Genomic DNA, 20911 nt, shown 5'->3' on the forward strand with positions numbered 1-20911 from the left:
ATGGCCTACCAGCCCTCGCAGAAGACCAAGAAGACCGTCCTCGGCATCGGCGGCATCGCGATCCTGGCCGGACTCAACGCCCCGGCCGCGCTGGACTTCGCCGGCGAGAAGTACCACGAGTACAAGATCGCCCAGCCCGGCTACCAGGCCAGGTACGGCTCCTGGTCCCAGGTCGACATCCCCGAGGAGTACCGCACCAACGCCATCCACGCGGCGCTGCTGCACACCGGGAAGGTGCTGATCGTCGCGGGCTCGGGCAACGAGCAGAAGAAGTTCGACGAGGGCTCCTTCGACACCGTCCTGTGGGACCCGGAGCGGAACACTTTCAAGAAGATCCCCACCCCCGACGACTTCTTCTGCTCGGGCCACGCCCAACTCCCCGACGGACGCCTGCTGGTGGCCGGCGGCACCGCCCGCTACGAGCTCCTCGACGGCGAGGTCGAGCGGGCCGGGGGCGGGATGCGGGTGAAGAACGAGAGCCCCGACAAGGCCGTCTTCCTGAAGAAGGGCACCCGCTTCCGCTCACCGGCCGGAGTCGAGTACGTCACCAGGTTCGACGTCACCGTTCCCAAGGCCAAGCGCACCCAGAAGATCACCTACAACCAGGCCGGGGTGATGCAGCCCTGGCAGACCAAGGTCGCCGCCAGTGAGGCCCGGGTCTTCGTCGAGGCCGTCGAGAAGGGCCCGCTCTCCGTCACCGACAAGCAGGCGCAGTACGAGATCGTCGGGCTGACCGGCAAGGCCGCGGACAACACCTACGGCCTCTCCGAGAAGATCACCCTCGACAAGCAGGACTTCCAGGGCATCCGAGCCGCCTACGAGTTCGACCCCGTCGCCGAGAAGTACATCCCGGTCGACCCGATGGACAAGGCCCGCTGGTACCCCACCCTGGTCGGCCTGGACGACGGACGGGTCCTCGCCGTCTCCGGCCTGGACGACGTCGGTGTGGTCGACCCCGGGGACAACGAGATCTACGACCCGAGGACCAAGAAGTGGACCCCGGGCCCCAAGCGCTACTTCCCCACCTATCCCGCGCTCTTCCTCACCCAGGGCGGCAAGCTCTTCTACCCGGCGGCCAACGCCGGTTACGGACCCGACGACCGGGGCCGGGTCCCGGGGCTGTGGGACCTGGAGACCAACACCTTCGAGAAGGTGCCGGGGCTGCGCGACGCGGACCAGACCGAGACCGCCGCCTCCCTCCTGCTGCCGCCCGCCCAGGACCAGAAGGTGATGCTCCTCGGCGGCGGCGGCGTCGGGGAGTCCAAGAAGTCCACCCCGCGCACGGCTGTCGTCGACCTGAAGAAGGACAACCCGGTCTTCGAGGACGGGCCCGACCTCCCCCAGGGCACCCGCTACCTGAACAGCGTGATCATGCCGGACGACACCGTCTTCACCGCCAACGGCTCCGAGGACTACCGCGGCCGCAGCGCCAGCAACATCCTCAAGGCCCAGTTCTACGTCCCGAAGGAGAACGCCTTCCGGGAGGCCGCCGCGCCGAAGGTGGGCCGCAACTACCACTCCGAGGCGCTGCTGCTGCCCGACGGCCGGGTCGCCACCTTCGGCTCCGACCCGCTCTTCGACGACCAGCAGAACACCAAGCTCGGCCGGTTCGAGCAGCGCATGGAGATCTTCACCCCGCCCACCCTGCACAAGAACGGCGCCGACCGGCCCGTACTGCGGGACGGCCCCGAGCTGCTCGCCGCCGACCACCGGGCGACCTTCCGCACCGACCACCCCGAGCGGATCACCAAGGCGCGCCTGATGCGGCCGAGCGCGGTCACCCACACCACGGACGTCGAACAGCGCTCCATCGAACTCGGCCTGGCCAAGGGCGACGGTTCGGTCACCGTCACCGTGCCGGAGGACCCGGCGCTGGTGCCGCCCGGCTGGTACATGCTCTTCGTCACCGACGCCGAGGGCACGCCGTCGCAGGCGAAGTGGATCCAGGTGAAGTGAGAAGCTAGCCGCGGGAGTCGCGGGCGAGGGCGAGCGCGTACTCGGGCCACCACTGGCCGGCCGCCGGACCTCCCTCGCAGGTGCCGTCCGACTCCCCGGGCCGCTTGACCCAGAGGTAGGCGTCCACGGCGGGATCCCCGGTCTCGGTCGTGGGCGCGGCGCCGAGGGCGCGGCCCGGCGGGTTGCACCAGACGCCGGACAGCGGGCCGTTGCCGTTGCGGCTGGTGTCGATGACGAAGTGCTTGCCGCCGAGGTCCCGCGACAGCCGGAGGCCGTACTCCTTGGTGACCTCGTCGGTCTGGAAGTTGGAGACGTTCAGCGCGAAGCCGTCGGCCTCGGCGATCCCGGCCCGGCGCAGCGGCTCGACAAGCTTGCCCGGCTCCTTGATCCAGGACGGGTTGCCCGCGTCCAGATAGACCTTGGTGTTCGGCTGCCGCTTCAGCCGCTGGATCGCCTCGCTCAGCAACTGCTCCCGCTCGGCGTGCAGATCGGCCGGTGTGCAGCCGTCCACGATGTGCGCGACCGCGTCCGGCTCCAGCACCACCAGCGCCTTGCTCCGCCCGAGCGCGTCCGCGAACCGCCCGATCCAGTCCCGGTAGGTGTCCGCGTCGGCGGCACCGCCCGCGGAGTGCTGGCCGCAGTCGCGGTGCGGGATGTCGTACGCCACGAACAGCGCGGTACGCCCCTCGGCGGAGGCCGCCGCGGTCGCGGTGCGGACCATGGGCCCCGGGTCGGTCTCGCCGGCCGGCCACAGCGCGGCCGGCCGGTCCGCGATCCGGCGCAGCACCTGGGCGTCCGCGGTCCGGCCCTCCCGCTCCCACAGCTCGATCTGCCGCGCGGCCGGACTGTCGGGGTCGACCCAGAAGGGAGAGGCGGGCGCCGGGTTTCCCTTCCGGGAAGCGGCACCGGCGACGGAGGCCTCGTCGACATCGGCCGCGGACGTACAGCCCGCCGCGAGTCCGAGCATCGCGAGAGCCGCGAGGGGGTGGATCAGCCGGGACATGCTGCTCCCTTGAGCGGAGGTGACGTTCCGTCAGCAATATTTCCATAAAGTGATGATTTGTACCGTATTGGACATACGTCAGCCGGCCCCGGCGGCCAGCGCGATCCCCAGCGGCGTCCGCTCGTAGAGCACCTGGTGGCCGTAGCGCCGCGAGACGAGCAGGCCCGTGTCCCTCAGCGTCGTCAGATGCGCCGACACCGACGAGGGCGCGAGGCCCAGGCGATGGGCGAGGGCGGAGGTCGTGGCCGGGTCGTCGAGGGCGGCGAGCACGGCCGCCCGGCCCCGGCCGAGCAGCCGTACCAGAGCCTCGGAGGTGCTGCCCGCAGGCTCGGTCCACAGGCCGCCGAGGCCGCGCGCCGGGTAGACCACGGTGGGCTGCCAGGGCGGCTCGAAGCCGCTGATCACGTCCGGCCAGGAGAACACGCTCGGCATCAGGACCAGGCCCTGTCCGCCGAGGTCGCGCGCGTACTCACCGCCGACCTCCATGATCAGGGTGCGGCCGTTCCAGGTGAGCCGTCGGTCCAGCTCGGGCAGGAGCGCGCCCAGCCCGACCTCGGCGAGGCGTCTGGAGTGGAAGGCGACATCGGCGTCGAGCAGGGCGCGCAGCCGGGGCCAGTCCGGTTCGACGAGGACGCGCCAGGCGGCCGCCAGCAGGTCGGCCAGCTCGTGGATCGTACGGGCCGGGTCGGCGAGCAGTGCTCGGCCCTCGGGGGAGTCCAGTGCGCCGGGTGTGTCGGCGAGCGCCCGGACCATGTCCTCGCGTGCCGCGTCCGGGTCGGCCGAGCGGACCACCGCGAGCTCCTGCCCGAAGTCGGCCGCGGGGCCGATCGGGGGCGGGCCGAGAAAGTCCGGGGAGTGCCCGCGCCGGGGCATGAGCAGCCAGAGCGGGGCCAGGTCCAGCGCGCGGGCCGCTTCCTGGATGCGGCGGAGCCAGTGCGGGTGATAGCCGTGCCGGTCGGGCCGGCGCAGGGTGCGGACCGCCTCCTGGGTCTCCCAGAGCGGGGAGATGGCGAAACGGCAGCGGAGCAGGTCGTCGTCGCCGAAGCGCAGATGGAACGGCACGGCCCTCCCCGGGGTCCGGAACATTCGGCTGTCGCCGAAACTCTACGGTCGGCGGTGCACCCGCGTGCAGGCTGCGGCCATGCCAGAACAGACGAGCCCGCCCGCACCGACGGTCGAGCAGGAGCCCACCGGATACCGCCGCGTCTTCGCCGTACGGGAGTTCCGCGCCGTCTTCGCGGCCTACGCCCTCTCCCTGCTCGGCACCGTCGTCGGCGAGATCGCGCTCACCGTACTGGTGTACCGCCTCACCGGCTCACCGCTGCTGAGCGCGCTGACCTTCGCGCTGGGCTTCCTGCCGTACCTGGTCGGAGGGACGCTGCTGTCCGGGATCGCCGACCGGTATCCGGCGCGGCGCGTGCTGGTGCTGTGCGACCTGGTGTGCGCGGGGTGCGCGGCGGTCATGGCGGCGCCCGGTTCCCCCGTCGTCGCGCTGCTCGCCCTGCGCTGCGTGATCGCCGTCGTCGCGCCGGTGTTCAGCGGCACCCGGACGGCCACGCTCGCCGAGATCCTCGGGGACGGCGACCTCTTCGTGCTCGGGCGCTCACTGCTGAGGATGGTCTCGCAGAGCGCGGTGCTGGTGGGCTTCGGGCTGGGCGGCGTCCTGCTCACGGTGGTGTCGCCCCGGGGCGCCCTGCTCATCACCATGGGCACCTTCCTCTGCTCCGCTCTGCTCCTGCGGTTCGGCACTCGGCGCAGGCCCGCCCGCGCCGGGGACGGCTCGCTCGTGCGGTACTCGCTGGCGGGCGCCCGCGAGGTGCTCGGCGACCGCGGGATCCGCGCGCTGCTGCTCCTGCTGTGGGTGCCGCCGATGTTCATGGTCGCGCCCGAGGTGCTCGCCGCCGCCTACGCCGACGAGATCGGCATGGGGACGACCGGGGTCGGGCTGCTGATGGCCGCGATGCCGGTCGGCACGATCGTCGGCGAGGTGTACGCCGGTGCCGCCCTCTCGCCCACCGCCCGCTCCCGGATCGTGCTCCCGCTCGCGTCCTGCGCCCTGCTGCCCCTGCTGGTCTACCCGCTCGCCCCCGGCCTCGGCTGGATCCTGGCCGCGCTGCTGGTCACCGGGCTCGCGGGGGCGTACACGCTGGGTCTGGACCGCTGGTTCGTGGACGCGGTGCCGCGGGAGCTGCGCGGCCGGGCGATGACCGTGCACACCGCGGGCATCATGACCATCCAGGGCATCGGCATGGCGCTGGCCGGGGCCGCGGCCGAGTTCTGGCCGGTCTCGACCGTCGTGGGCGGGGTCGGCGCGCTCGGCACGGTGTGCTGTCTCCGGCTCGTCCTGGAGGTCCGGCGGACCTCTCGGGGACCGATGGGCGAGACGGGGCTGACCACCATATGACCGGCCGGTAAGGTCTGGTGCCGTGCCGAAGCCGCTCAGTCTTCCCTTCGACCCCATCGCCCGCGCCGACGAACTCTGGAAGCAGCGCTGGGGAAGCGTGCCCTCCATGGCCGCCATCACCTCGATCATGCGCGCCCAGCAGATCCTGCTCGCGGAGGTCGACGCGGTGGTCAAGCCGTACGGGCTGACCTTCGCCCGGTACGAGGCGCTGGTGCTGCTGAACTTCTCCAAGGCCGGGGAACTGCCGATGTCGAAGATCGGCGAACGGTTGATGGTGCACCCCACGTCGGTGACGAACACCGTGGACCGGCTGGTGAGGTCGGGACTGGTCGGCAAGCGGCCCAACCCCAACGACGGGCGCGGCACGCTCGCCTCCATCACCGCGAAGGGGCGCGAGGTGGTCGAGGCCGCCACCCGCGACCTGATGGCGATGGACTTCGGACTCGGGGTGTACGACGCGGAGGAGTGCGCGGAGATCTTCGCGCTGCTGCGCCCGCTGCGCGTCGCGGCGCACGATTTCGACGAGTCCTGACCCGCGCGAAGATCGCCCGGAACGTGCCGTTACGCTCGACGCCATGAAATCCAGCGTGCTGACCCGCTACCGCGTCATGGCGTACGTGACCGCCGTCATGCTGCTCGTGCTGTGCACCTGCATGGTCTTCAAGTACGGGTTCGACATGGGCGAGGACGTGACCTTCGCGGTCTCCCAGGTCCACGGCATCCTCTACATCATCTACCTGATCTTCGCCTTCGACCTGGGGTCCAAGGCGAAGTGGCCGTTCGGCAAGCTGCTGTGGGTGCTGCTGTCCGGGACCATCCCGCTCGCCGCCTTCTTCGTCGAGCGCAAGGTCGCCCGCGAGACGCTGCCGCTGGTCGGCGGAGCGCAGCCGGCCCCCGTCAAGGCGTAACCGCACACCGTCGTGAGTCTCTGCTCACGGCGGTTTGCCATCGACATTTACTAGGACGTCCTAGTAAATTTGAAGGCATGGACGCTGACGCCATCGAAGAGGGCCGCCGACGCTGGCAGGCCCGGTACGACGCCTCGCGCAAGCGTGAGGCCGACTTCACCACGCTCTCCGGGGATTCCGTGGAGCCGGTGTACGGGCCCCGGCCGGGGGACACCTACGACGGCTTCGAGCGGATCGGCTGGCCGGGGGAGTACCCCTTCACCCGCGGGCTGTACCCGACGGGCTACCGCGGGCGGACCTGGACGATCCGCCAGTTCGCCGGGTTCGGCAACGCCGAGCAGACGAACGAGCGGTACAAGATGATCCTCGCCAACGGCGGCGGGGGCCTCTCGGTCGCCTTCGACATGCCGACCCTCATGGGCCGCGACTCCGACGACCCGCGCTCGCTCGGCGAGGTCGGGCACTGCGGGGTCGCCATCGACTCGGCGGCGGACATGGAGGTCCTGTTCAAGGACATCCCGCTGGGCGACGTCACGACCTCGATGACGATCAGCGGCCCGGCGGTGCCGGTCTTCTGCATGTACCTGGTCGCGGCGGAGCGGCAGGGCGTGGACCCGGCCGTCCTCAACGGCACGCTCCAGACGGACATCTTCAAGGAGTACATCGCCCAGAAGGAGTGGCTCTTCCAGCCCGAGCCGCATCTGCGGCTGATCGGCGACCTGATGGAGCACTGCGCGGCTGGCATCCCCGCGTACAAGCCGCTGTCGGTCTCCGGGTACCACATCCGTGAGGCCGGGGCCACGGCGGCGCAGGAACTGGCGTACACGCTGGCGGACGGCTTCGGGTACGTCGAACTGGGCCTGTCCCGCGGCCTGGACGTGGATGTCTTCGCGCCCGGCCTGTCCTTCTTCTTCGACGCGCATGTCGACTTCTTCGAGGAGATCGCCAAGTTCCGTGCGGCCCGGCGGATCTGGGCGCGCTGGATGCGGGACGTGTACGGCGCCAAGTCGGAAAAGGCCCAGTGGCTGCGCTTCCACACGCAGACCGCGGGTGTCTCGCTGACCGCGCAGCAGCCGTACAACAACGTCGTGCGGACGGCGGTCGAGGCGCTGGCGGCGGTGCTGGGCGGGACGAACTCGCTGCACACCAATGCGCTGGACGAGACGCTGGCGCTGCCGTCCGAGCAGGCGGCGGAGATCGCGCTGCGGACGCAGCAGGTGCTGATGGAGGAGACCGGCGTCGCCAACGTCGCCGACCCGCTGGGCGGTTCGTGGTACATCGAGCAGCTCACGGACCGGATCGAGGCGGACGCGGAGAAGATCTTCGACCAGATCAAGGAGCGGGGGCTGCGGGCGCATCCCGACGGCCGCCACCCGATCGGGCCGATCACCTCCGGCATCCTGCGCGGTATCGAGGACGGCTGGTTCACCGGCGAGATCGCCGAGTCCGCCTTCCGCTATCAGCAGTCCCTGGAGAAGGGCGACAAGCGGGTCGTGGGCGTGAACGTCCACACCGGCTCGGTCACCGGGGATCTGGAGATCCTGCGGGTCAGCCATGAGGTGGAGCGCGAGCAGGTACGGGCGCTCGGTGGACGCAAGTCCGGCCGCGATGACGCGGCCGTGCGCTCCGCCCTGGACGCGATGCTCGCCGCCGCCCGTGACGGTTCCAACATGATCGAGCCGATGCTGGACGCGGTACGCGCGGAGGCGACACTGGGCGAGATCTGCGGGGTGCTGCGGGACGAGTGGGGCGTGTACACGGAGCCGGCGGGCTTCTGAGCGCTGGCGGGGGCGGGGGCGGGGGCGGGGCTACGACACCCGGTCGTTCCCCGCCGCCGCCAGTCCTGCCACCAGTACCGTCGTGAAGCTGCGGACCCATTCCTCGTCCGCCGGTTCCGCGCTCACCAGGCAGCGGTGGACCACCGCGCCCGCGACCACGTCGAAGATGAGATCCACCGTGCGGGAGGATTCCGACTCGTCCGTCTCCGGGGGGAGTTCACCACGGGCCTGAGCCCGGGAGCGGCCCTCCAGGACCAGACGTTTCTGGCGGTCGACGATGGAGGCCCGGATGCGTTCGCGCAGCGCCTCGTCGCGGGTGGACTCCGCCACCACCGCCATCAGCCCGCTCTTCGCCTCCGGGCGGGCCAGGATCGCCGCGAACTGAAGGACCACGCCCTCGATGTCCGCGCCGAGCGTGCCGCGGTCGGGGAGTTCCAGTTCGTCGAAGAGCTCCGCCACCGCGTCCACGACGAGTTCGTTCTTGCCGGACCAGCGGCGGTAGAGGGTCGTCTTCGCCACCCCCGCCCGCGTCGCCACGTCGGACAGCGTCAGTTTCGACCAGCCCAGCTCCACCAGCGCCTCCCGCGTCGCCGCGAGGATCGCGGCGTCCGCGGCCGCGCTGCGGGGACGCCCAGTGGCCCGTGGGGCGGGAGTGCTGCTCTGCATCCCACGACCATAACCACGACCCTGTCCGGTTGACGCCGTGAGGGAGATCACCAGAACCCGGTGTTCCGGAGGCACCCGGTGCCATTACGCTACGACTCGTAGCGAAACCACTGGCGTGGGGTGGGGACCCTCCGCCAAACAGCTTTTCTCATCGCTTTTCACTCGCGCGCGAGAACGGGGGAGGATAGACGCATGCAGCCACGGAACATGTCCATGAGCGGAGTCGTCGACCTCGCCGCGGTGAAGGCGGCCCAGGAGGCCAAGGCGAAGGCGGAGCAGGCGCGCGCCGAAACGGCCCGGCAGGGCGGGGGAGGGGCCGTCTCCCCCGCCGACCTCGTCATCGATGTCGATGAGGCCGGGTTCGAGAGGGACGTACTTCAGCGCTCCACCGAGGTCCCGGTCGTCATCGACTTCTGGGCCGAGTGGTGCCAGCCCTGCAAGCAGCTCAGCCCCGTCCTGGAGCGGCTCGCCGTCGAGTACGACGGCCGCTTCCTCCTTGCCAAGATCGACGTCGACGCCAACCAGATGCTGATGCAGCAGTTCGGGGTGCAGGGGATCCCCGCTGTGTTCGCCGTCGTCGCCGGCCAGGCGCTCCCGCTCTTCCAGGGCGCCGCGGGCGAGGCGCAGATCCGGGAGACCCTCGACCAACTGGTGACCGTCGCCGAGCAGCGGTTCGGGCTCACCGGTCTGACCGTCGACCCGGACGCCGAGCCCGGCACCGGCGCCCAGCCGGCGCCCGTAGTTCCGGCCGGTCCGCACGACGCGCTGCTGGAGGCCGCCGTACAGGCCCTGGACGCGGGGGACTTGGGCGGGGCGATCCGGGCATACCAGAACGTACTGACCGATGACCCGGGCAACAGCGAGGCGAAACTGGGTCTCGCGCAGGCCGAGTTGCTTCAGCGGGTGCAGGACGCCGATCCGCAGGCGGTGCGCAAGGAGGCCGCCGAGAAGCCGCAGGACGCGCGGGCGCAGATCGCCGCCGCCGACCTGGATCTGGTGGGCGGTCATGTGGAGGACGCCTTCGGGCGCCTCATCGACGCGGTGCAGCGCACCGCGGGCGACGAGCGGGAAGCCGTACGGCTGCGGCTTCTTGAGCTGTTCGAGGTCGTCGGCGCCGAGGACCCGAGGGTCGCGGCGGCGCGCAGAGCCCTTGCTCGCGCCCTGTTCTGAGCGAGTCGCGGGCCCCGTTCTGACCAGTCACTAAACGCGAGGGTCTGTGTGGCCCGAGTGAAAGAACGGGCCGACGGAGTGTCAGTGCGGCCGCGCTTTACCAAATCTTGGTAATCGCGGCCGCTGTTACTGCCAGTAAATCGAGGGCGTTGTTCTGTCGGATTCTGTCCGGCGATTCCCGGATATGTCAGCCCGCCTGAGGCGACCCTGCGTCGCCGTCCGAGACCGACGGGTCGTTGTTCGGTTATCCGGCCGTTACTAGCGAGTAACGAACCCCCTTGTGCGGGCGGCGAGAATGCACCACGATCGGCGACGCTCGGTCCATTCCCGTACGACCCGACAGCCGGTCGGGGCGGCGGGATTCCAGGGTCCCCACCGAGCAGAACCGGCGGCAGTGGAGCCGGTTCTTGGACAGGGGGGTCTTCGCTCAACGGCGAAGCCTGTCCAGCAAGGTTGTGCGTGATGCGTGTCAGGCGCGACCAGTGGTTGTCGCTCGGGGGTGATCGCCGGTGATTCGGGCGCGGTTCGCGCCGCCGAGCGCTAGCGCTCCCCTTCCCGAGGACGTAGCACTTCTCCCATCCCTGCCCGGCTGAGCCGTCGAGTCGTATGGGGCAGTCAGGGCCAGGAGATGTACGTCCGAGAAGGAGGAAATATGGAGTCCCAGGTGCGTGGCGGGACCAGATGGAAGCGGTTCGCCGTCGTGATGGTGCCCAGCGTGGCCGCCACGGCTGCGATAGGTGTCGCCCTCGCGCAGGGCGCTCTCGCCGCGTCGTTCAGCGTGTCGGGCCAGTCGTTCAAGGTGACGACTGATCAGCTCGACGGTACGGGCTTCGCCCAGTACGGAGCCCTCGATGAGGGCTACACGATGACCGGCAAGAAGACGGTCCACCCCGTCGCGGTCTCGGCCTTCAAGTCCGCGACCATCAGGAACATGTGTCAGTCGGTTGTCACCCCTGACATCCCGCTGCTGGGCAGCGTCAGCCTGATGCTGAAGGCCGGCGAGGACCCGAACAAGCCGGTCCAGGCCGAGAACCTCTACATCGACGTCGCCGAGCTCGAGGCCGATGCCACGTTCAAGGGCATCGACATCGGTGTGGCCGCCAAGGACGCCAGCAAGGGTCCGGGCATGAAGGGCGGCAAGGAGCAGGCCAACCCGTTCGGGTTCGCTCAGCAGGCCGACTCGGTCGTGCTGAAGGACGTGAAGCAGACGGCGTGGGCCACCACCGCCGGAACCTTCAAGCTCAGCGGTCTGAAGATGTCGCTGTCGACGGGTGTCAAGGAGTGCTACTAAGCACTCGTTGACGGGCGGGGGAGCCGGTGGCGCCCCCGCCCGTCCCCACTCCGGGCCCGTCTTCACCGGCCCGGCACCTCAGCACCACAACTCACCACCACAGCAACGCCGCAGCAGGGAGCTGTTTTTCATGAGCGCCGAGACTCCTGCCGTACCCGGCCGTGACGAGCACTACATCCGGGTCATCAGGCGGCACTTCCGTACGTGGCGGGGCGACAGGCCCTTCTGGGCCGGTCTGTTCGTCATGCTCGGCGGACTCCCGATCGCCTACTTCCCGTACGCCAACCTCCAGATCGGTCATCTGACGCTGGCGATGGCGACCACCGCGGGCGCCGGGTCCCTGATCATCGGCGTGCTGCTGGTCGTCCTCGGTGTCAGCCTCTGGTTCCAGAAGCATGTACGCACCTTCGCGGGTGTCGCGGCGATCCTGCTGGCGCTGGTGTCCATCCCCGTCTCCAACCTCGGCGGCTTCCTGATCGGCTTCCTGTTCGCCCTCATCGGCGGCGCGATGGCCGTCGCGTGGGCCCCGGGTGCGAAGTCGCAGCCGGAGCAGTCGCAGCCGGTACAGGAGACCGAGGACCAGCAGGAAGACGCCCCCGAGGGCGCGCTCGCGGCCGACGAGGACGCGGTCGACGAGCCGAACGATCTGTCAGGAACGAGCCCGGCGAACGGGGCGAACGGGAGGCACAGTGCCGGCTGACGAGGTGACCCACGGGACTGACGTGGATACGTCCCGTGCGAGAACCGGGCCGCGGCACGCGGCTCCCAAGAAGCCGCTGTTCACCAGGTTCCACGTACCGGCCGGGAAGGCGATAGCCCTGGCCGCGATGCCGACCGCGGTCCTCATGGGGATGGGGTTCACGCCGACGCTCGCCAACGCCGAGGACCAGCCGGCGGCCAAGAGCCTTACGGCGGACGAGTACAAGGACTGCGTGGCCGCCCTGGAGGGCGAGTCCGCGTCCCCGTCGCCGTCCGCGAGCGAGAGCACCAGCGAGGCCCCCGCCGAGGACGACACGGCGGAGCCGACCCCCACCCCGTCGGCCGAGGGCGACACGGGCGACTCCTCTTCGTCGGATTCAGGTTCCGACGACGCGGCCGAGCCCGAGCCGTCCCCGTCCGAGACGTCGGAGGGCACGACCACCGAACCGCAGTCCGGTGGCGGCGACACGGCCACGGCGTCCCCCTCGCCGTCGCCCTCCGAGTCCGACGGCAACCTGCTGGAGGACATCGGCGACGCTATCGAAGGCATCTTCACCGGCGGCCAGGACGACACGGCGAGCGCCAGCCCGTCGCCGTCGGCCACCCCGTCGGCGTCCGAGTCGCCGAGCGCGGCCGAGGAGGAGCCCGCCGCCGAGCCGGTGAAGGAGACCGCCGACAAGGTCACCGACACCGTCGAGGACACGGCGAAGGACACCACCGACGCGGCGTCCGACGCGGTCGAGGACACCGCCGAGGAGGTGGAGGAGGCGGCCGACGAGGCCACCGCCACCCCCAGCCCGTCGGAGAGCTCCACCACCGACCCCGAGGACTGCCCGGCCGCCACGGACGAGAAGGGCGGCGTCGACAACACCGTGCCGCTGCCCGACGATCCGTGGTTCCTGAACGCCAGCTCGCTGCTGCTGAAGGGCGCCGACTACCAGGGCATCGTCAAGGTGAAGACGGCCAACGGGACCACCAAGGAGGTCCTGAAGTACGTCATCTCCGACGGCACCGACATCGGTGATCTGCACCAGACGGTGACGGACCCGCAGTCGGGCAAGACGTACCACGTGCAGGCGGGCGCGGGGACGACGTCCACCATCCGCGACGGCAAGACGATCATGTACACCGAGTCCATCTCCGGCAATCTGCTGGGGCTGATCCCGGTGACGTTCAGCCCGGAGAACCCGCCGCCGCTGAACATCCCGCTGATCTACTTCACCAAGGTGAAGGTCCAGCAGGCCGGTCAGTTCGGCGGCACCCTGCACGTCCCCGGGCTGCACCAGTTCACGACCGACTGAGCCGCCCCCACCGACCCGTTCGGGAGCCGCAACACGCCTGAGGGCGCCCCCTGATCCAGGGGGCGCCCTCAGCGCCGTACAAGACCCTTCGCGGGTACGTCAGTTGGCGTGGTCGCCGCCGAGGTGGTGGACGCGGACCATGTTGGTGGAGCCGGGGACGCCGGGGGGCGAGCCGGCCGTGATGACGAGGACGTCGCCCTCGTTGAAGCGGCCGAGCTTGATCACTTCACCGTCGACCAGGTCGACCATCTCGTCGGTGCTGTTCACGAACGGGACGACGTGCGACTCCACGCCCCAGCTGAGGGTGAGCTGGTTGCGGGTGGACTCGTCGGTGGTGAAGGCCAGGATCGGCTGGGCGGCGCGGTAGCGGCACAGCCGGCGGGCGGTGTCACCGGACTTGGTGAAGGCGACCAGGCCCTTGCCGCCGAGGAAGTCGGCGATCTCGCAGGCCGCGCGGGCGACCGAACCGCCCTGCGTGCGCGGCTTCTTGCCCGGGACGAGGGGCTGCAGGCCCTTGGCGAGCAGCTCCTGCTCGGCCGCCTGGACGATCTTCGACATCGTCTTGACGGTCTCGATCGGGTACGCGCCCACGCTGGACTCGGCCGACAGCATGACCGCGTCGGCGCCGTCCAGGATGGCGTTGGCCACGTCGGAGGCCTCGGCGCGGGTGGGGCGGGAGTTGGTGATCATCGACTCCATCATCTGGGTCGCCACGATCACCGGCTTGGCGTTGCGGCGGCACAGCTCGATGAGCCGCTTCTGCACCATGGGGACCTTTTCGAGGGGGTACTCGACGGCCAGGTCGCCACGGGCGACCATCACACCGTCGAACGCCATCACGACGTCCTCCATGTTCGCCACCGCCTGCGGCTTCTCCACCTTGGCGATGACCGGGACGCGGCGGCCGACCTCGTCCATGACCTTGTGGACGTCCTGCACGTCGTTGGCGTCCCGCACGAAGGACAGCGCGACCATGTCGCAGCCCATGCGCAGCGCGAACCGGAGGTCCTCGATGTCCTTCTCGGACAGCGCCGGCACGTTCACGGCCGCGCCGGGCAGGTTGATGCCCTTGTGGTCGGAGACGACGCCGCCCTCGATGACGATGGACTTCACCCGGGGGCCCTCGACGTCCAGGACCTTCAGCTCGACGTTGCCGTCGTTGATGAGGATCTGGTCGCCGCGCGAGACATCGCCCGGCAGGCCCTTGTAGGTGGTTCCGCAGATGTGCTTGTCACCCGGGACGTCCTCGGTGGTGATGACGAACTCGTCACCACGCTCCAGCTCCACCGGGCCCTCGGCGAAGGTCTCCAGACGGATCTTGGGGCCCTGGAGGTCGGCGAGCACACCGATGGCCTGGCCGGTCTCCTCGGAGGCGGCCCGGACGCGGTCGTACCGCCCCTGGTGCTCTTCGTGTGAGCCGTGGCTGAAGTTGAAGCGGGCCACATTCATGCCGGCCTCGATCAGCGACACGAGCTGTTCGCGGGAGTCGACCGCGGGGCCGAGAGTACAGACGATTTTCGAACGGCGCATGGGGCGATCCTATCGGTTTGTTTCGCTGCGGAATATTCCGTCTGGCGGAAAATACAAAAGGGCGGACTGCCGCTCAGGTGAGATCCTCCGAGCCCTTTACAAGCGCGTACGTCTGTGTCGCAATCTCCAGTTCCTCGTCGGTCGGCACCACGGCCACGGCCACCCGTGCGTCTCCCGGCGAGATCAGCCGCGGCTCGTCACTGCGTACGGCGTTCAGCTCGCCGTCCACCGCCAGCCCCAGCTCCTCCAGGCCGGCCACGGCAGCTTCTCGCACGGGACTCGCGTTCTCCCCGACTCCCGCTGTGAAGGCGACCGCGTCCACCCGCCCGAGCACGGCGTAATAGGCGCCTATGTACTTCTTCAGCCGGTGAATGTAGATGTCGAAGGCGAGTTGCGCCGATTCGTCACCCTCGTCGACCCTGCGGCGGATCTCCCGCATGTCGTTGTCACCGCACAGACCGATCAGTCCGCTCTTCTTGTTGAGAAGAGTGTCGATCTCGTCGGCGGACATTCCCCCAACACGCATCAAATGGAAGATGACGGCCGGGTCCAGGTCTCCCGAGCGGGTACCCATCACCAGCCCCTCCAACGGCGTCAGCCCCATGGAGGTGTCCACGCACCGGCCGCCCCGCACCGCGGAGGCCGAGGCGCCGTTGCCGAGATGCAGCACGATCACGTTCACCTCTTCCGGCGACCTGCCCAGCAGCTCCGCCGTCGCCCGCGAGACGTACGCGTGCGAGGTGCCGTGGAAGCCGTAGCGCCGGATGCGGTGCTCGTCGGCGGTCCTGACGTCGATCGCGTAACGCGCCGCCGACTCCGGCATCGTCGTGTGGAACGCGGTGTCGAACACGGCGATCTGCGGCAGATCCGGCCGCAGCGCCCGGGCGGTGCGGATGCCGGTGAGGTTCGCCGGGTTGTGCAGCGGGGCGACCGGGATCAGCCGCTCGATCTCGGCGAGCACCGCGTCGTCGATCACGGTCGGCTCGGTGAAGTGCTTGCCGCCGTGCACCACCCGGTGCCCGATCGCGGCCAGCTGCGGGGAGTCCAGACCCAGACCGTCCCGGGACAGCTCCTCCGCCACCGCCTTCAGCGCGGCGTCGTGATCGGCGATCGGGCCGGTCCACTCCCGGGACGCGCCGTCGGCCGGGGTGTGCTTGAGCCGGGAGGTCTCCTCGCCGATGCGCTCGACGAGGCCCATGGCGAGCCGGCTGCCGTCGCTCATATCGAGCAGCTGGTACTTCACCGACGAGGAGCCGGAGTTGAGGACGAGGACACGGGACGCGCTCACTGCTGGGACGCCTTCTCGAGGGGGGACTGGGCCTGGATCGCCGTGATGGCGACGGTGTTGACGATGTCCTGCACCAGGGCGCCGCGGGACAGGTCGTTGACGGGCTTGCGCAGACCCTGGAGCACCGGTCCGACGGCGATCGCGCCGGCCGAACGCTGCACGGCCTTGTAGGTGTTGTTGCCTGTATTGAGGTCAGGGAAGATCAGAACCGTTGCCTGTCCCGCGACATCGGACTCCGGCAGCTTGGTGGCGGCCACCGAGGGCTCGACGGCGGCGTCGTACTGGATCGGGCCCTCGATCTTCAGATCCGGCCGCCGCAGCCGCACCAGCTCGGTCGCCTCACGCACCTTGTCGACGTCGACGCCCGAACCGGACGTACCCGTGGAGTACGACAGCATCGCGATCCGCGGCTCCACCCCGAACTGCTCGGCGGTCGCCGCGGACTGGATGGCGATGTCCGCGAGCTGCTCGGCGTTCGGGTCGGGGTTCACCGCGCAGTCGCCGTAGACGAGGACCCGGTCGGCGAGGCACATGAAGAACACCGACGAGACGATGCCGGCGTCCGGCCTGGTCTTGATGATCTCGAAGGCCGGGCGGATCGTCGCGGCCGTGGAGTGCACGGAACCGGAGACCATGCCGTCGGCGAGGCCCTCCTGGACCATCAGCGTGCCGAAGTAGTTCACGTCCGAGACCACGTCGTAGGCCAGCTCCACCGTCACGCCCCGGTGGGCGCGGACGGCCGCGTACTTCTCGGCGAAGGCATCGCGCAGTTCGCTGGTGGCCGGGTCGATCAGCTGGGAGTCGCCCAGGTCGATGCCGAGGTCGGCGGCCCTCTTGCGGATCTGGTCCACCGGGCCGAGCAGCGTCAGCGCGCACACCCCGCGCCGCAGCAGCACCTCGGCGGCGTGCAGCACCCGCGGCTCGGTGCCCTCGGGCAGCACCACGCGCCGCAGATCGGCGCGGGCCTGCTCCAGCAGCTTGTGCTCGAACATCATCGGCGTGACCCGGTCGCTGCTCGGGGCGCTCACCCGGCTGAGCAGATCGCCGCTGTCGGTGTACCGCTCGAACAGGCCGAGCGCGGTCTCCGCCTTGCGCGGGGTGGCCGCGTTGAGCTTGCCCTCCAGGGAGACGAGCTGTTCGGCGGTCGGGAAGCTGTTGCCGGGCACCGAGAGCACCGGGGTGCCGGGGGCGAGGCGGGCGGCGAGGGTGAGGACGTCCTCGCTCGGCACCTCGTCGAGGGTGAGCAGCACCCCGGCGATCGGCGGGGTGCCGGCGCTGTGCGCGGCGAGCGCGCCGACGACCAGGTCGGCGCGGTCCCCCGGGGTGACCACCAGACAGCCCGGGGTCAGGGCCGGGAGGAAGTTCGGCAGCATCGCGCCGCCGAAGACGAAGTCCAGCACGTCCCGGGCGAGCCCCGAGTCGTCGCCGAGGAGCACCTTGGCGCCGAGGGCGTGGGAGATCTGGGAGACCGTCGGCGCGGACAGGGCGGGCTCGTCGGGCAGGACGTAACAGGGGACCGGCAGCCGGTTGGTGAGCCGCTCGGCGATCCGGTCCCGGTCCTCCCGGGCCACCCGGTTGGTCACCATGGCGAGGACGTCGCAGCCGAGGCCGTCGTAGGCGCGGTAGGCGTTGCGGGTCTCGGCGAGCACCGATTCGGCGGTCTGCTTCCCGCCGCCGACGACGGGTATGACGGAGGCGCCGAACTCGTTGGCGAGCCGGGCGTTGAGGGAGAGCTCCTCCGGGAACTGGGTGTCGGCGTAGTCGGTGCCGAGGACCAGGACCACGTCGTAGTCGCGGGCGACCAGGTGGAAGCGGTCGACGAGGGTGGAGACCAGCTCGTCGGTGCCCTGTTCGGCCTGGAGCGCGGACGCCTCGTGGTAGTCCATGCCGTAGACCGTCGCCGGGTCCTGGGCCAGCCGGTAACGGGAGCGCAGCAGCTCGAAGAGGCGGTCGGGACCGTCGTGGACGAGGGGCCGGAAGACACCCACCCGGTCGACCTGCCGGGTCAGCAGTTCCATCACCCCCAGCTCGACGACCTGGCGACCGTCTCCCCGGTCGATCCCCGTCACGTACACGCTGCGCGTCACGCGTCGTCTCCCCTTCGTCATGCGGCATCAAGCTGCATCAAGCCAACGTCATAAAAATCGCCCACCGAGGTGAGCAGATCCCTCTTGACAATACCTCTGCCGATAGATAAGGCGCCCGTCAGCTCCAGGGATGTCCAGGGATGCGGCACCCGCCTCGGGGACATGAAACAATCGGACTGGCTCACCGGTATCAACAGCGAGCAGGAGACACAGCACGATGCGTATCGGAGTTCTCACCGCAGGCGGCGACTGCCCCGGCCTGAACGCAGTGATCCGGTCGGTCGTGCACCGCGCCGTCACCCAGTACGACGACGAGGTCATCGGCTTCGAGGACGGCTACGCCGGCCTGCTGGACGGCCACTACCGCACCCTCGACCTCGACGCGGTCAGCGGCATCCTGGCCCGCGGCGGCACCATCCTCGGCTCCTCCCGCCTGGAGCGCGACCGGCTCCGCGAGGCCTGCGAGAACGCTCCCGACATCGCCCGCGACTTCGGCATCGACGCGCTGATCCCGATCGGCGGCGAGGGCACCCTGACGGCCGCGCGCATGCTGTACGACGCCGGTCTGCCCGTGGTCGGCGTCCCGAAGACCATCGACAACGACATCTCCTCCACCGACCGCACCTTCGGCTTCGACACCGCGGTCGGTGTCGCGACGGAGGCGATGGACCGCCTGAAGACGACGGCGGAGTCCCACCAGCGCGTGATGGTGGTCGAGGTCATGGGCCGGCACGCGGGCTGGATCGCCCTGGAGTCCGGCATGGCCGCCGGCGCCCACGGCATCTGCCTGCCCGAGCGCCCCTTCGACCCCGCCGACCTGGTCAAGATGGTCGAGGAGCGGTTCTCGCGCGGCAAGAAGTTCGCCGTGATCTGCGTCGCCGAGGGCGCCCACCCCGCCGAGGGCTCCATGGACTACGGCAAGGGCGAGATCGACCAGTTCGGCCACGAGCGCTTCCAGGGCATCGGTACGGCGCTGGCCTTCGAGCTGGAGCGCCGCCTCGGCAAGGAGGCCAAGCCGGTCATCCTCGGCCACGTCCAGCGCGGTGGCGTACCGACGGCGTACGACCGAGTGCTCGCGACCCGCTTCGGCTGGCACGCCGTGGAGGCCGCGCACCGCGGTGAGTTCGGCCGGATGACCGCGCTGCGCGGCACGGACATCGTGATGGTGCCGCTGGCCGAGGCGGTCACCGAGCTGAAGACGGTCCCGAAGGACCGGATGGACGAGGCGGAGTCGGTCTTCTAGGACCTGTTCCAGGTGTTCAGACCGCACCCGGGGAACGCTCACTGATCGTGGTCCAGAAGTGGTCCACGATCCGGTCCAGGTACTCCCGGCCCGCCGCGCTGGTCCCGCTGTCGCCGCCCCAGCTCAGGGTGGCCACCATCTGGCCGTGGTACTCCCGGTGCAGTTCCTGGAGGGCGTCCTCCACCGGCCGCCGGTCCAGCGGCACCAGCTTGCCGATCGGGCGGACGTAGGCCTGCCAGCGCGTCGTCACGGCGCTGCGCAGCAGGTCGGCGAGTTTGGCGTCCCGCCCGGTGACGGTGACGAAGTCGGGCAGCGTCAGCCCGAGCAGCTCGGCGAGGGCGCCGGCCTGCCGTTCGGTGCCGCGCCAGTCGTCGCTCTCCTCCATCCGCAGATACGCGTGCACCTCGTGCCCCACGGCACGGGCGACGTCCTCGGGCGCGAGCCCACGGGACATGCGGTGCTCACGCAGGGTCCGCGCACGGCCGAGCAGCTCGCCGGGGGAGCACCACAGCACGCCGGCGAGGGCGGCGAGTTCGGGGTTGCTGGGGGTGGCGACCCCGCGCTCCCAGGCGGTGACGAGGTCCGGGGTGACGTAGGGCAGCCCGTACGAGACCCGCATGCCGTAGGCGACATGCTCGGGCCCCATGTTCAGAGCGGCACGGAGTCTTCTGGCCGCGGGGGCGTTGAACGGGGGAGTCGGTGGACTGGGCTGGTTCGGCTGAGCAGGCGGTCGGCGCACGGGCCACAAGCTAGGGGCGCGCGGGGGTGATGACTACGGTCTGTTCGGCCAGGATCACGGATTGTAGGAACGTACGGTTTGGGGGGTGTGGGCGGGATGGTTGAAACTTGGGCTTTGGGGTGGGTGGGGTGCCCCGAGGGGCGGTCGCCGACTGAACGGCAAGCTCAGCGGGCATATTCGGGGGCGTGGTCGAGTGGTGCCTCCGTAGGCGCCTGATCCCGTGTTTCGGCCATGCGGGCGCGGTTCGAAGGCAAGTGCGAGGCGTGTGCGCGGCTCAATCCGTACGGGGCTCCGGCTCGGGGAGGGTGTCGGCGGCCGGGCCGGGGGTGTTGGCCAGTGCGCAGGCCTCGGCCGCCTGGAGGTAGCAGTCCCGGGCTTGGGTGATCTGCTCGCGGCCTGTGTGGGAGACCGCCGGATTGTCCAGAGTCTGGCCCGCCATGTGCCAGTTCGCGACTCGCGGTGGATCGCCACGGCCGTGCCGTACGCCTCGATCGCCTCCGGTGTCCGGCCCGACTCGGGCAGGACAGTGCCGAGGTTGTTCCACGCGGGGGCGTACCTTGATGGGCACGCGAGGTTCGGGAGCGGTGCGGGGGACGGCGCGATGGGTGACGGGTACGGCGGGGACCATGTCGACTTCGGGGGCGCGGAGTTCAAGGGGCCCGTCGTCGGTAAAGGGAACTTCTTCCAGCAGGCGGCGGCTCCTACGGCGTTGAACGCGTTGCCCGCGAGGGCGACGGGGTTCACGGGGCGGGGCGGGGAGCGGTACTGGGACTGGCCGACAACGCCTCGTCGCCGCAGCAGGTGCGGCCCTTGTTGCCGGGGGAGGGGCGGCACCGGTTACTGGTCAC

The 20911-nt window shown here is 70.1% G+C and carries 18 protein-coding genes; 10 read left to right on the top strand and 8 right to left on the bottom strand.

All coding sequences use genetic code 11. The annotated features are described in order from the left end of the window. Nucleotides 1-1956: a radical copper oxidase GlxA gene (gene glxA / locus STRCI_RS27835; RefSeq protein WP_269661702.1), complete on the top strand. Its 1956-nt coding sequence runs from the start codon at nucleotides 1-3 to the stop codon at nucleotides 1954-1956. 4 nt (nucleotides 1957-1960) lie between these two features. Here glxA and STRCI_RS27840 read toward each other — a convergent pair whose 3' ends face one another. Continuing rightward, nucleotides 1961-2959, bottom strand: a complete 999-nt coding sequence (locus STRCI_RS27840; RefSeq protein WP_269661703.1) for a glycoside hydrolase family 6 protein — start codon at nucleotides 2957-2959, stop codon at nucleotides 1961-1963. Nucleotides 2960-3037: 78 nt separating this feature from the next. After that, nucleotides 3038-4021 (bottom strand): ArsR/SmtB family transcription factor, encoded by a 984-nt coding sequence (locus tag STRCI_RS27845; protein WP_269661704.1) that lies wholly within the window; start codon nucleotides 4019-4021, stop codon nucleotides 3038-3040. Between the two features lie 79 nt (nucleotides 4022-4100). On the opposite strand from STRCI_RS27845, the gene STRCI_RS27850 reads away from it, so the two are divergent. From STRCI_RS27850 to STRCI_RS27865, 4 genes are all read left to right on the top strand, one after another. Next, the gene (locus STRCI_RS27850) at nucleotides 4101-5363 is read left to right on the top strand and encodes an MFS transporter (protein ID WP_269661705.1); all 1263 of its coding nucleotides are present in this window, start codon (nucleotides 4101-4103) and stop codon (nucleotides 5361-5363) included. Between the two features lie 22 nt (nucleotides 5364-5385). Beyond that, complete coding sequence (locus STRCI_RS27855; RefSeq protein ID WP_269661706.1) at nucleotides 5386-5895, top strand: MarR family winged helix-turn-helix transcriptional regulator; 510 nt, start codon at nucleotides 5386-5388, stop codon at nucleotides 5893-5895. Between the two features lie 43 nt (nucleotides 5896-5938). After that, nucleotides 5939-6271, top strand: coding sequence for a DUF3817 domain-containing protein (locus tag STRCI_RS27860; RefSeq protein ID WP_269661707.1), 333 nt, complete (start codon nucleotides 5939-5941; stop codon nucleotides 6269-6271). A 77-nt stretch (nucleotides 6272-6348) separates the two neighbouring features. Continuing rightward, a complete protein-coding gene (locus STRCI_RS27865) occupies nucleotides 6349-8049 on the top strand; it encodes a coenzyme B12-dependent isobutyryl-CoA mutase large subunit (RefSeq protein ID WP_269661708.1) in 1701 nt (566 codons plus the stop codon). A 30-nt stretch (nucleotides 8050-8079) separates the two neighbouring features. Here the strand turns inward: STRCI_RS27865 and STRCI_RS27870 are convergent, their stop codons facing one another. Further along, a complete protein-coding gene (locus tag STRCI_RS27870; RefSeq protein WP_269661709.1) occupies nucleotides 8080-8715 on the bottom strand; it encodes a TetR/AcrR family transcriptional regulator in 636 nt (211 codons plus the stop codon). A 192-nt stretch (nucleotides 8716-8907) separates the two neighbouring features. Here STRCI_RS27870 and STRCI_RS27875 point away from each other — a divergent pair, with 192 nt between their 5' ends. From STRCI_RS27875 to STRCI_RS27890, 4 genes are all read left to right on the top strand, one after another. Continuing rightward, nucleotides 8908-9885 carry a tetratricopeptide repeat protein gene (locus STRCI_RS27875; protein WP_269661710.1) on the top strand — a complete coding sequence of 326 codons (978 nt, stop codon included), beginning with the start codon at nucleotides 8908-8910 and terminating at the stop codon, nucleotides 9883-9885. A 652-nt stretch (nucleotides 9886-10537) separates the two neighbouring features. Further along, entirely contained in the window at nucleotides 10538-11176 is a 639-nt protein-coding gene (locus STRCI_RS27880; protein ID WP_269661711.1) for a DUF6230 family protein, read from the top strand. Nucleotides 11177-11306: 130 nt separating this feature from the next. Next, the gene (locus STRCI_RS27885; protein ID WP_269661712.1) at nucleotides 11307-11876 is read left to right on the top strand and encodes a DUF6114 domain-containing protein; all 570 of its coding nucleotides are present in this window, start codon (nucleotides 11307-11309) and stop codon (nucleotides 11874-11876) included. Continuing rightward, nucleotides 11866-13176 carry a hypothetical protein gene (locus STRCI_RS27890; protein WP_269661713.1) on the top strand — a complete coding sequence of 437 codons (1311 nt, stop codon included), beginning with the start codon at nucleotides 11866-11868 and terminating at the stop codon, nucleotides 13174-13176. The genes STRCI_RS27885 and STRCI_RS27890 overlap by 11 nt, the downstream gene beginning before the upstream one ends. 99 nt (nucleotides 13177-13275) lie before the next feature. Here the strand turns inward: STRCI_RS27890 and pyk are convergent, their stop codons facing one another. From pyk to pta, 3 genes are all read right to left on the bottom strand, one after another. After that, on the bottom strand, nucleotides 13276-14706 hold the full coding sequence (pyk, locus tag STRCI_RS27895; protein ID WP_269661714.1) for a pyruvate kinase: 1431 nt from the start codon (nucleotides 14704-14706) through the stop codon (nucleotides 13276-13278). Between the two features lie 73 nt (nucleotides 14707-14779). After that, on the bottom strand, nucleotides 14780-15994 hold the full coding sequence (locus STRCI_RS27900) for an acetate kinase (RefSeq protein WP_269661715.1): 1215 nt from the start codon (nucleotides 15992-15994) through the stop codon (nucleotides 14780-14782). Further along, nucleotides 15991-18081: a phosphate acetyltransferase gene (pta, locus tag STRCI_RS27905; protein ID WP_269661716.1), complete on the bottom strand. Its 2091-nt coding sequence runs from the start codon at nucleotides 18079-18081 to the stop codon at nucleotides 15991-15993. The genes STRCI_RS27900 and pta overlap by 4 nt, the downstream gene beginning before the upstream one ends. 217 nt (nucleotides 18082-18298) lie before the next feature. Here pta and STRCI_RS27910 point away from each other — a divergent pair, with 217 nt between their 5' ends. Next, entirely contained in the window at nucleotides 18299-19324 is a 1026-nt protein-coding gene (locus STRCI_RS27910) for an ATP-dependent 6-phosphofructokinase (protein WP_269661717.1), read from the top strand. A 16-nt stretch (nucleotides 19325-19340) separates the two neighbouring features. Here STRCI_RS27910 and STRCI_RS27915 read toward each other — a convergent pair whose 3' ends face one another. Next, nucleotides 19341-20072, bottom strand: a complete 732-nt coding sequence (locus STRCI_RS27915; protein WP_418953382.1) for a helix-turn-helix domain-containing protein — start codon at nucleotides 20070-20072, stop codon at nucleotides 19341-19343. A 265-nt stretch (nucleotides 20073-20337) separates the two neighbouring features. Further along, nucleotides 20338-20502: a hypothetical protein gene (locus tag STRCI_RS27920; protein WP_269661719.1), complete on the bottom strand. Its 165-nt coding sequence runs from the start codon at nucleotides 20500-20502 to the stop codon at nucleotides 20338-20340. Between the last annotated feature and the right edge of the window lie 409 nt (nucleotides 20503-20911).

Origin of the sequence: Streptomyces cinnabarinus (assembly GCF_027270315.1) — a bacterium.
Classification (GTDB): domain Bacteria; phylum Actinomycetota; class Actinomycetes; order Streptomycetales; family Streptomycetaceae; genus Streptomyces; species Streptomyces cinnabarinus.